Origin of the sequence: Pseudomonas sp. OST1909, assembly GCF_015277575.1 — a bacterium.
In the GTDB taxonomy this organism is placed as follows: domain Bacteria; phylum Pseudomonadota; class Gammaproteobacteria; order Pseudomonadales; family Pseudomonadaceae; genus Aquipseudomonas; species Aquipseudomonas synxantha_A.
On sequence record NZ_CP063780.1, the window covers coordinates 1,585,743 to 1,597,188 of the forward strand.

An 11,446-nucleotide genomic window follows, 5' to 3' on the forward strand; every position below is an offset into this window, starting at 1 on the left:
CGACAGCTACCTTTGAAGAGTGATTTCATGCCTGAAAGCAACCCCCTGCTACTGCCCTACGACTTGCCACCGTTCTCTGCCATCAGAGCAGAACACTTGGTTCCCGCCATTGAGCAAATCATCGCTGATAGCCGCAACACCACCGCCACGATCATTGCCAGCCAGGCGTTATTCCCTACGTGGGACGACCTGGTGCAAGCAGTGGAAGAACTGGGGGCACGCCTGGACGGCTTTCTCAAAATCATTGAGTTGCTTGACTCCGTTCCTCAGGGGCCGGCATGGAAGCTGGCATCACATCGCAGTCATGAGATGGCAATGCAGTACAGCGCCGAGCTGGCGGCGAACAATGATCTGTACCAGCTTCACCGACAACTTGCCAATAGCCCGCCCGCAGCCCTTTTCAATCAACAACGCCACAGTGCATTGCATAAAATACTGCGCAAGTACCACTTGGCCGGCCTTGATCTTTCGCCTGAGAATCAACTACAGCTCAAAACGTTGAACCTGCAAATCGAGAAAGTCAGCCAAGAGTTCCTGCGGCGTGTGAAAGACTCCAGCGACGCATGGCGTAAGCACATTCAAGATAAGGCGATGCTCAGTGGACTGCCTGGCGCGGCCCTGGCACGCATGGAGGCCGCGGCTCGGGACGCAAGCCTGGATGGCTGGTTGTTAACCCTTTCCGAGCAGTCCTTTCAGGAGGTGATGAGCTACGCCGACCATCGAGCCTTGCGCCAGGAAATGATGGTGGCTTACTACCGCCGTGCCGTGGGGACCGGTCCCGACGCCATTGCCACCGACAATGAACTGGTTCTGACAGTGTTGCTCGACAGTCGTCACCAGAAAGCACAATTGCTTGGCTATGCCAACTTCGCCGAACTGGCGTTGGTGGAACAAATGGCGCAGACGACCGATGAGGTCACTGCATTTCTTCGTCAGCAGATTGATTGGGCACGCACGACATTTGCCTATGAGGCCCAACAACTGCAGCGCTATGCCGCGCAACGTGGGGTCGATGCGCTGGAACCCTGGGATTACAACTATTATGCGGAAAAAATTCGCCAGGACGTGGCGGGTGTCTCCCAAGACGCAGTGCGCAAATACTTCCCGTTGGAAACGGTGCTGCAACGCTTGTGCGCGTTCACCAAAACGCTGTTCGGCGTTGAGCTGATTGAACAAACCACAGTCGATACCTGGCACCCGGATGTGCGGGTATTCGAACTCAGGGAGTATGCCGAGCCCATTGGGCATTTGTTTATTGACCCTTATCGCCGCATGGCGGGCGGCGAGATTGGCGCCGCCTCAGGTTTGCGCAATCACCGGATGACGGCCGAGGGGCGTCCACAACGTCCCATAGCTGTGCTACGCAGTCAGTTGCCACCCCCTACAGCGACTCAGCCTTGCTTGCTGGATCACTTGCAATTAAGGGTCTTATTGCATGAATTCGGCCACTGCCTGCAGCACTTGTTGACCGCCGCTCCCTACCGGGCGATTTCCGGTATGGGCCAATTAAGCCATGATACGACGGAGTTTTTCGGCCAGGTGCTGGAGCAATTCTGCTTTACTGCGTCGTTCCTGACCTGGCTCTCCGGCCATTTCCAGACAGGAGATCCCTTGCCTGACGATATGGCCACGCAAATGAGCCGATTTGTTCACACCCAGACCAGTCAGGAAAGCGCCAGTATTTTGCTCACGGGCCTCGTCGACTTCGAGCTGCACCGTACTTACGGCGACGGGCGTACACCTCATGAAGTTTTCACCCATGCCAACGTTGAAGTCGGGCATTTGCAGTGGCCAGATGGCACCCGCCCGATCAACAGTTTCGAACAACCGATGGGTAGCTATGGGGCCAGGATGTATTCCTACAAGTGGTCTGGTGTCTTGGCCCGCCAGGCTTTTGAACAGTTTGAGCGTGATGGCTTGTTCAACCCGGAGACCGGGAAAGCCTTCCGGGACGCGTTCATCACTGAGGGCGATACCGGTACGCTGTTGAGCGCACTTGCGCTTTTTCGGGGGGACGGCGCGGGATGTGTCGGGCATTCCACCGGGGCATGAAGCGCTGGTGCATATGTAGCCCCTCGGCTGAAACTTGAAACGCCAGAGTGATCTTCAGCAGCCAATCCGGCATGGAGAGCACTCAATGAGCACTGACACCCCACCGTATTTTTTCAGCGAAACCCAAACCGATCGCACGCAGCTAAGCGAGCGCCAACGCACACGCAACTTTACCCTCAAGGACCTTGACTGGTTCGACTCGGTCTATCTGGCCACCGATGCTTTGCGCAGGGCACACAAAGCGCCGATGCACGTCCAAACCCTGCAACTGAATGTGCTCGGTCAACCGGCTATTGAATTGGCGGGTGCATTCGTCATGAGCCCCGCCCCAGAAGGCGGGGTTGTTCTCTATACACCCGCTCGTGGTCTGGAAAAGCTGGAAAGCCATGAAATCCTCAAGACGCAAATGAAGTCGTGGCTCAAAGACTCGTCGCAGCGCCAGGCGTTGCTTGATTACCTTTCCATCTCCCAGCAAGTAACCCTGACGCCTACGGCAGCCCTGACGATTACCGCACATACCGTGGCTGGCGCTGTCTTCGAAGCACAACATACGACCCTCTCCAATAACCTGCTCGAAAATGCTCGTTTGATGCGCGAGGAGCTGCTCAAACTGCCCAGTTTCACTTCTCTGCTGGATGAATACATTTCCTCCAAGTTGGCGCAGTCTTTTACGGATGTCGATCAGCGCCAGATCCAAGTGCAGAGTTATGTTATCGACGCATCCAGCGAATCAGGCAATTCTGATTCGCCAACGTCCCGACACACAACCACCCGCTCCTTGAGCGAAACTGTCCTCAGGTATTTCGTTGCCAATAGCTGGCCTGCGGGTGAAACCCGGCACTACTACAACCCCCAGCAGCCTACTCAGGACGCTGATGATCAGTTGCGTTGGGACGTATCAGTCCAAGGATTGGCCCGGGGCTTGAAAGCCTATATGAAGCAACAGCCCAAGGCATTTTGGGCGCTGCCGGCCGCCGCAGGATCCTCACGGCTACAACTTTTTACCAATGCCATGGCCAATGCCTTTTTCACGGTGGCGCTGGAGCAACAACAGCAAACTACGATTACGGTTGAGCAGCGTCTGCAACTACAGGCCTTGCCGCTCAAGGCTGCGCTGCCCGCGACAACGCTTGCTCCTGCGATCAATGTTGAAAAGGCACTGCTGAGTGAGCCTGAACAGACCCCCGCCGAGCTGGCAGGCACACTCATCATCAGCAGTAACAAAAGCGACGATGGCTCGCCCTGGCTGCTCTACACCCCTCAACAAGGCCTGCAATCGTTTACCGAACTGGGAGCACTCAAAACCCACCTTCTTGATGGTCTCAACTTCAGGCAACATGCCGATGCCTGGAGAAAGCACCTGTCCAGGCCGGAACGCTATAACGAAGTCGATCTGTTGGCCTGCGAGGTCACCACAGCCTCGATCACCGGGGGTATTTTCCAACGCATCATGGAGGGCATCATTGAGAAACAAGGTCGCAACCTTGAATACGCCCTCGATCAGTATCGCCTGAGCCAGGGCACGATGGACCTCGACGCCCTGGTCGACCATGTGCTGGATGTACGTGGCATGATTGATCCAACATTACTGACCTTCGAACCCATGGGGCGTTGGAGTACCCAGTTGGCAGACACCTGGACGGCGACGGTGAATGAACCCAGGGTTCCACCAACGCTTGCTGCAATGCGCACAACTGTGCATTTACTCGAAAATGTCGCCGCCGAAATCGAACAACACCTATCGTTTCGCCCCTCGCTGGAGCGTTCCGTTATCACCTATCTCAATACCAGACTGTACGCTATCAAGCAGCAACACTTGCAGGCTGCGTGCCTCTCGGTACGCCAATACAGCAACCCTTCGAATGGCACTGACAAACCTCAACTGCTCTCATCGAGCAGTATGGTCGACTATTTTTTGGCGCATTTATGTGGCGAAGCGGGTCCACCCATTGATCCGCTTAACACTCATGTCTACTCAACCGCTCCTGGCAAACCCGCCATTAAAGTCTCAAGTATGGACGCCACTGCCTTCAATACGCTGATCAGCAGTGCAGTCGGTGGGTTTAAACAGTACCTGTGTAGAACCCACAGCGTGTCCCCCAACATGCAGCCCTTGCTGAGAAAGGCAATGGAGATGGGCTTGACAGGGGAAGTGCAAGTCAGGCTTTGGAACAACGCGTTATTGCCCCTCGACTACGAAGTGCTTTTGACCGTGTTAGGTATTTACGCCAGAGACTTACGCCCTGGCGTCAATGGGTTCCGCCCTGATGCGTTTTCTTTGCAGGTCGTACCGACTGGGCAGAATACCCCGCTGGTATTCAATAACTGTTTCGTGCTGACCGAGCGCGGCGGGCTTGATCCTCAATATTGCGGCCGCACGCTGCTGTGGACACCCGCGTTGGGCCTGGAAAGTTTCTCCTCATTGAATGACTTCAAAGCAGAGATAAATCGACGCCTGGCAATCCCGAACGAGCGACAGGTTTTCCTGGCGAACCTGGCGCCACCGGACTGGGAAGCACAACCGAGCTATGCATTCAGTTCCCTTGAACTGATCGAAGACAACCTCGTCGAGCACTTGCAACGAACCTACGCGCAACAAAAAGACCATGAACTGGCGCAAATCCTGTCCATGCAGCTGTCGGTCGAACAGCTGCGCAAGCTCTGGCAGGTTCAAGCCACACAAGACCTTGCGCCCACCAACGTGCAGCGTGCCAAGGACATGGTCCAGGCCATGATCCGGCAACAGGGTTTGCAATGGTTGGGCAAAGCTCATGCTGTGGATCAACAGCTGTACGTCGAATTGCTGGAGCAGTATCGAAACAATGTCACCGACAATCAGGATTACCTGCACGGGATCGACTCCCTGGTTCAGTTCACGCGCAAGAAGCTCAGCACTTTACTGAAGGACCTTGACGATCAGGACAGCGTCACACCTGATGAAATCGAAGTCGGGCTGCCGGCGCAGGGCACTACGCCTGCCCGCAATCAGTCCCTGCTGGACTATGCCTTGAGTCATCAGTCGTATTGGAACGATGAGGTGCCCTTCTTCGCCAGCACCGGTACAACGCCGTTGCCATCCACCCTGGATGCGCAGACGCTGAAAACGCGGATACAGGCGTTGAACATCAACGCGGCTTACCAAACGTACATCAAATCCTTCCTGGGCCCTGCCAGCTCGGACTTTGAGCAACGCTCTACGCGCTTCGCCAAGCAACTGCCGTGGCAATTGATGCAATACGCTCACGGCATGAAGTTGCAGAACCAGCTTTCACCGACGGCCTTCGGGCTCATTCAACAGATCATGGACATGCCCGATGCGATCGCCCGCGCGACAGTAGTGGATGCCAACGCCATGATCCGCCCTCTGGAACTGTTGGTCGATGACGGGAAGAAAACCATCAAGATTCCCGGGGCTTATTTGATCGGATCCGCCTCCGGTGACAAGGGGCCTCACGTCCTTTATGCCCCCTATAGCCCATGCTACACCCTCAAGGAATATACCGTTGAGGCTGCACTATGTGCTGAGTTGACAGCCTCCGGCGCATTACAGCGTTGGGTTCGGCAGGTGGTCCCGGCCGTTGACCTCGCAGCACTGACAAACGCACTGGAGCAACCCCAGGCCAGCACCACCCTGCAGCTGGCAAGCAACCCCATCAACGCTGCGCTGTTCAAACAGCTGTTCACCGACAATGTCGAGCTGCTGACAACGCTGCTGGGCTGCCAAAAAGCCGCTGATGCAGGCACTGCCTGGGATACGGCCAAGGCCGTGTTCTCTGAGGGCGTGCAGGCGGCCACTGTATTTTTTGCCGGCAAACTGGCGTACCCCCTGGTGATCTGGCAGAGCTATAAACTGTTCAAGGCTTCTGCCGAGGAGCTGCAAAGCCACCAATGGCATGAGGCACTGGGTCATTTCATCGGTGGTGTCGCTGCGCTTGCCGGGTTGAGCGATTCCATGCCTCCCGTATCAGAGGACGGCGTGCCCCCGGCACCCGAGCCGATCCCGCCGCCTTCCACATCTGCGAGCTCTGTGGTGTCTTGGCCCGCGCTGGACATTACCGCTGCTTCGCGCACCCGGCTCCAGCGTTTCGAAGTCCTTGAGCCGAGCTTGGCCAACCTGATCAAAGACACCTCACTCAACCTTTACCGATCGACTTCCAACCATTACTACGCGGCGGTGGCAGGAAAAGTGTTCGAAGTCATCAAGCATGGCCAGGGCTGGCGCATCATCGGTGATGGCGAAGTCGGCCCTGAGGTACAGCGCAACCCTCGACAACAGTGGATGCTCAGTAGCGCTGGCCCATTGGTGACGGGGCGACGGACAATTGCACGATTGCTTAATCGCTTCTACTCCGAGCCATTTGCGCGCTCGAATATGAATGTATTGGCCAGCGGAATGCGCGAGATACGAGCGCTTTACGCTCGAGAATCCTGGGTTATCACCGATGCACTTGCCTTGGCGACGTTTTATGCAAAGAACGCCCAGGAAAATTTGCGCCTGATCACACAAACTCCCCTTGCTGCCCCTGAGCTGGTCAAACAGATCAAAACGTTTTTCGGCTTGCAGACGCTCGAGGTCGAACACCTTGAAAAAATTCAGGAGATCATCGACAAGGTCTGCAGTGCGTTAATGGAGCCCTCACTGACGTCCTCGGACTCAACGCGATTTGTCATAGGCCGTTCGCGGTTGCCGGCTATTCAGGGCGGACACACGTTGATGGCCTTTACGATTGTCCCCGACCCCCTTCAACTGGTGTACTTGACCGAGACGTTTTTCGACCCGGGTCTGAAATACAGTCATTTGTTGACAAAACCGTTCTATGTCAGCGCCCACGCCCGTGCGACCACCCTCATTCACGAAATCACTCATCATGTCTGTGCGACGTTGGACTTGGCTTACGTGCATTCAGGCCATCCCTTTGATGACCTGATTGATCCGCAAACCCCTGAGGGCAGTAACACTAAAGCAGCCCTGGAAAAGCGCCATCTTTCAAGACTGTCGCTCAATACGCCGACTCATGAGTTGTTCCAGGTTGTCGATGTTGCAACGGGCCTCAAATCAGACCCTACCCAGGGCACGTCAACACAGCATGTGCTCGACAGGCTACTCAGCGTCACAGGTGCCAAAACCCTCGCCGATGCGCGGCGAGTTTTCCGTACCGATTCGCTTAAACGCATCCTTACGGTACTTAACAACGCCGACTCCGTCGCCTACCTGATTGCACAATTGGGGCGTCGAAAAGAGAAACCTGTTGGCTTATGACTAAAACGTCAGGTCATCGCCCGGGCCGTTTACTCCTGCGCAGCGAGGCGGGCATTAACTATTCGGCCTGTCTCGCTTCAAGGGGCGTGGCGTCTGGTTGAGGTGTTTGTTGAACTCCATCCAGGCCGCGAGGGCCGACATCAGCACCACACCGAGCAAGGCGGTGAGTAATTGCATGACCACGTCGTCATCCGCCAGGGCATTGAGCATGTCCGCCAGTGGCGCCAGCACCACGCCCAGGCAGAACACTTCCAGGGAATAACGGCCCATCTGGCAAATCCGTTCAGCCAGACGGTTTTGCGTCCATTGCGGGTTTGGCAACAGCTTGGCGGTGACATAGGCCAGCGCCAGGAAGTGCACGAGACGCACCGGTGACAGATTGGTCTTGCTGATGGGGTACAGCAGGTTGTTGAGCGTGGTGGGCATCACCGCATCATGGATTTCTGGCCAGAGCCACGACAGCGTGATCACGCCGGCCACCACCACATACAGCGCCGCCGCAACGAACAGCGGCTGGCGCTGCAAGGGGCGTGTCTCGGGCGTGCTGGGCCGCTGGCTGTAAATCGCCGCGGCGCCCCCCAGCACAAACAGCAATTGCCAGGTAACAGGGTTGAAATACCACACGCCATCGGCAATGGCGCGCAGGTTCCAGCCCATCCACGGCGCCATCAGGTAGACCACCAGCGAGACACTTACCACGGCCCAGGGCGCGCGCACCATCAGCGGCAGCACCACGGACAAACCAGCCAGCAAGACGATGTACAACGGCAACGGATCCATCAGGTTGGGCTTGAAGCGCAACAGCAGTTCGTCGGTCAGTGCCTGTTGCGGGTGGGTGACGAAGTGCGTCAGGCCCATCTCCGCCACCAGGTCGCGGGTTTCTACATGGTTGTTGGCGAAGAACACGATACCCATCAGCAGGGCCAGCAGGAAAATATGCACCACATACAACACCCAGGTGCGGCGCAGGATTTTCAGGCAGGCCATCCAATAACCTTCGCGCTGCATGACCTTGCCGTAGGCCAGCACCGAGGCGAACCCGGCGAGAAACACGAAGACCTCCGCCGCGTCGCTGAAGCCGAAGTTGCGCAGAGTGATCAGGCCGAGAGGGTTGTGGGGGACGTGATCCCAGAAAATGAAGATCAACGCCAGGCCCCGAAAAAAATCGATGCGCGGGTCGCGTCCGTTCAGCATGGCAGCGGGCTCTTGAACAAGTAGTTGAATGACGATAGGTGAGCGCGCGCGTTGTCGTACGCCGCACGTCGAGCGGGCGCAGGTTGGCGGTATTTGTAAGCAATTGCAAAGGTTGGATATTACTGAATGTCTCTAGACATCAATGATCACCAGAATGCCCCGGCTGCCGGTGAGCACACCGTGGGCAGTGCCGGCTTCCACGAGGTACATCTGGCCGGCGTCCACCCTGATGACTTGATCACTGATGCACAGGTGCAAGTACCCACTGATCACCAACAACCCTTCGTTGTAGTCGTGGGTTTCTTCCTCGTACGCCTGCTCATCCATGCGCAATACTTTGATCCGCGCCGGGCCAACCTGACCCAAGCGTGTGGATTTCCAACTGTCGGGCAATTGCGCGGCGATTGCAGCGAAGTCGAGTAACGGCATGTGAATCTCCTTGTTTCAACGATGCCGTCGGTGGTCCGGTTCAGCAGGCAATGGGTATTTTCAGAAAGCGTCCATCAACACGACACTGCACGGCTTGGCCTGATACGCGTTGATCTGCGGCACCAACCGTTTGAAGTGCTCGGTCTGGCAGTGCGCATCCAGCGCTGCCTGATCGGGCCATTGTTCGATAAAAATAAAATGCCCTGGGTCTTTTTGATCGACAAACAGATCGTAGGCAACGCACAGCGGTTCCTGGCGGGTTTTTTCTACCAGTTCGGCGTACCACGGGCGCACGGTCTCCAGATGCTCGGGCTTGATAAAGTCTTCAGCAATGACTTTCAACATGGCGGGCGTCCTTCAGGCAGCAGCCGTTTCATGGGGCTCAAAACTGTCCGCCCGCGCCATCTGCCACATGCGCGAATAGAACTCGCCGTTCACGTCTCCCGTGAGTAATTCGCCGGGCTTCAAGAACACATGCAACTGCGAAAACAGCTTGATCTCGGTAGCCGACATGCGTCGCACCAAGTGCTTGGCCGACAATTGCGACGGGTGATCGAGCCCTGCGGCGGCGAGCATTTCGGCCAGGGCGTGCAGCGTGTTGCGGTGAAAGTTGAACACACGCTGGGCCTTGTCCGGCACGACCAGGGCTCGTTGGCGTAGTGGGTCTTGCGTGGCCACGCCGGTCGGGCATTTGTTGGTGTGGCATGACTGCGACTGGATGCAGCCAATGGCGAACATGAAGCCGCGTGCCGAGTTGGCCCAATCGGCGCCGATGGCCAGAACGCTGGCGATATCGAACGCACTGACAATCTTGCCGCTGGCGCCGAGTTTGATTTTGTCGCGCAGGTTCAGGCCCACCAGGGTGTTGTGCACAAACAGCAAGCCTTCACGCAGCGGCACGCCGATATGGTCGGTGAACTCTACGGGGGCGGCGCCCGTACCACCCTCCTTGCCATCGACCACGATAAAGTCGGGGAGGATGCCGGTTTCGAGCATGGCCTTGGCGATGCCCATGAATTCCCATGGGTGGCCCAGGCAGAACTTGAAACCCACGGGTTTGCCGCCGGACAGTTCACGCAATTGGGCGATGAATTGCATCAGTTCGATGGGCGTGGAAAACGCACTGTGGCGCGACGGCGAGATGCAGTCTTCGCCCATCATGATGCCGCGGGTGTCGGCGATTTCCTGGGTGACCTTGTGCTTGGGCAGGATCCCGCCATGGCCGGGTTTAGCACCCTGGCTCATCTTGATTTCAATCATGCGCACCTGCGGGTTTTGCGCCTGCGCGGCAAAGCGTTCCGGGTCGAAACGGCCGTCGCTGGTGCGGCAGCCGAAGTAGCCGCTGCCCAGTTCCCAGGTCAGGTCGCCACCGTTTTCACGGTGGTAGGGGCTGATGCTGCCTTCACCGGTGTCGTGGGCAAAGTTGCCGAGCTTGGCGCCTTGGTTGAGGGCGCGAATCGCGTTGGCGCTCAACGAGCCGAAGCTCATGGCTGAGATGTTGAACACCGACGCCGAGTACGGTTGTTTGCACTGCGGGCCGCCGACCATTACGCGAAATGCGCTGGGGTCGCTCAACGGTGCCGGGCGCATGGAGTGGCCGATAAATTCGAAGCCCGACTGGTATACATCGATCAAGGTGCCAAAGGGCTTGTCTGCGGTTTCGTTCTTGGCGCGCGAATACACCAGCGAACGCTGGGCCCGGGAGAAGGGCAGGGCGTCGCTGTCGGACTCGAGCAGGTATTGGCGGATTTCCGGGCGGATGCCTTCGACCAGGTAACGGATATTGCCCAGGATCGGGTAGTTGCGGCGCACCGCGTGGGGGCTTTGCAGCAGGTCGAAAATGCCGATCAGGCTGAGGATGCCGGTGACCAGGGTAATGGGCCACAGCCATTCATGTTCGATAAAGGGCAGGCTGGCGAGGGTGAAAATGACGCACACAGCAAAGAAGGCGTAGCGGCTTAACAAGGACAGGCTCATACGGTTTCCTTGGGTTCGGACTCTTCAGGTCGATCACCCATTCTGCGCCTCTGAGGAAACCCTAGACAACCTGTGGGAATAATCAGTTTGACCTCATCACTGGGACAGACTGGCCCGCAATAGACAATTGGCGACCTACAGTGAGCTTTCGGGACAAGCTATAGGCTTAGGGTTATTGCAATACGTTCTCGTTTGCCTGCATTGTTTGTGTTACTGTATAACACTCAAATTGCACTCAAACGCCCCGGAGGCTTTATGAAAGCTGGTATCCACCCCGACTACCGCACCGTACTGTTCCACGACACCGCCGCCGACGTGTACTTCCTCATCGGCTCCACTGCCGACAGCGACCGCACCCACACGCACAGCGACGGCAACACCTATCCCTATATCCCGTTGGACGTTTCAAGTGCTTCGCACCCGGTCTATACCGGCCAACAGCGCAAGACCCAAGCCGAAGGCCGCATTGCCGGCTTCAACAAGCGCTTTGCCTCGTTTGGTTCGAACCCGAAAAAAGCCGAAGCATGAGGATGA

At 57.0% G+C, this 11,446-nt stretch carries 7 protein-coding genes; 3 read left to right on the forward strand and 4 right to left on the reverse strand.

Annotated features, from left to right (window positions below; genetic code table 11):
* Positions 1 to 27: 27 nt before the first annotated feature.
* Both IH404_RS06835 and IH404_RS06840 read left to right on the forward strand, forming a co-directional pair.
* Positions 28 to 2,052, forward strand: a complete 2,025-nt coding sequence (locus IH404_RS06835) for a M3 family metallopeptidase (RefSeq protein WP_194440188.1) — start codon at positions 28 to 30, stop codon at positions 2,050 to 2,052.
* A gap of 85 nt (positions 2,053 to 2,137) precedes the next feature.
* Entirely contained in the window at positions 2,138 to 7,312 is a 5,175-nt protein-coding gene (locus IH404_RS06840; RefSeq protein ID WP_194440189.1) for a DUF6543 domain-containing protein, read from the forward strand.
* A 54-nt stretch (positions 7,313 to 7,366) separates the two neighbouring features.
* Here the strand turns inward: IH404_RS06840 and IH404_RS06845 are convergent, their stop codons facing one another.
* From IH404_RS06845 to IH404_RS06860, 4 genes are all read right to left on the reverse strand, one after another.
* A complete protein-coding gene (locus IH404_RS06845; protein ID WP_005785195.1) occupies positions 7,367 to 8,506 on the reverse strand; it encodes an OpgC domain-containing protein in 1,140 nt (379 codons plus the stop codon).
* Positions 8,507 to 8,638: 132 nt separating this feature from the next.
* Positions 8,639 to 8,935 carry a cupin domain-containing protein gene (locus IH404_RS06850; protein WP_005785196.1) on the reverse strand — a complete coding sequence of 99 codons (297 nt, stop codon included), beginning with the start codon at positions 8,933 to 8,935 and terminating at the stop codon, positions 8,639 to 8,641.
* A 60-nt stretch (positions 8,936 to 8,995) separates the two neighbouring features.
* Complete coding sequence (locus tag IH404_RS06855) at positions 8,996 to 9,280, reverse strand: putative quinol monooxygenase (RefSeq protein WP_005785198.1); 285 nt, start codon at positions 9,278 to 9,280, stop codon at positions 8,996 to 8,998.
* A 12-nt stretch (positions 9,281 to 9,292) separates the two neighbouring features.
* Positions 9,293 to 10,912, reverse strand: coding sequence for an FMN-binding glutamate synthase family protein (locus tag IH404_RS06860; protein WP_194440190.1), 1,620 nt, complete (start codon positions 10,910 to 10,912; stop codon positions 9,293 to 9,295).
* A 255-nt stretch (positions 10,913 to 11,167) separates the two neighbouring features.
* On the opposite strand from IH404_RS06860, the gene IH404_RS06865 reads away from it, so the two are divergent.
* Positions 11,168 to 11,440 carry a type B 50S ribosomal protein L31 gene (locus tag IH404_RS06865; RefSeq protein ID WP_005785201.1) on the forward strand — a complete coding sequence of 91 codons (273 nt, stop codon included), beginning with the start codon at positions 11,168 to 11,170 and terminating at the stop codon, positions 11,438 to 11,440.
* Positions 11,441 to 11,446: the final 6 nt, after the last annotated feature.

What these genes read in the sequence shown, in the direction of transcription:
- IH404_RS06835 (WP_194440188.1), top strand. Translation starts at nt 28, where the DNA reads ATGCCTGAAAGCAACCCCCTGCTACTGCCCTACGACTTGCCACCGTTC.
- IH404_RS06840 (WP_194440189.1), top strand. Translation starts at nt 2,138, where the DNA reads ATGAGCACTGACACCCCACCGTATTTTTTCAGCGAAACCCAAACCGAT.
- IH404_RS06845 (WP_005785195.1), bottom strand. Translation starts at nt 8,506, where the DNA reads ATGCTGAACGGACGCGACCCGCGCATCGATTTTTTTCGGGGCCTGGCG.
- IH404_RS06850 (WP_005785196.1), bottom strand. Translation starts at nt 8,935, where the DNA reads ATGCCGTTACTCGACTTCGCTGCAATCGCCGCGCAATTGCCCGACAGT.
- IH404_RS06855 (WP_005785198.1), bottom strand. Translation starts at nt 9,280, where the DNA reads ATGTTGAAAGTCATTGCTGAAGACTTTATCAAGCCCGAGCATCTGGAG.
- IH404_RS06860 (WP_194440190.1), bottom strand. Translation starts at nt 10,912, where the DNA reads ATGAGCCTGTCCTTGTTAAGCCGCTACGCCTTCTTTGCTGTGTGCGTC.
- IH404_RS06865 (WP_005785201.1), top strand. Translation starts at nt 11,168, where the DNA reads ATGAAAGCTGGTATCCACCCCGACTACCGCACCGTACTGTTCCACGAC.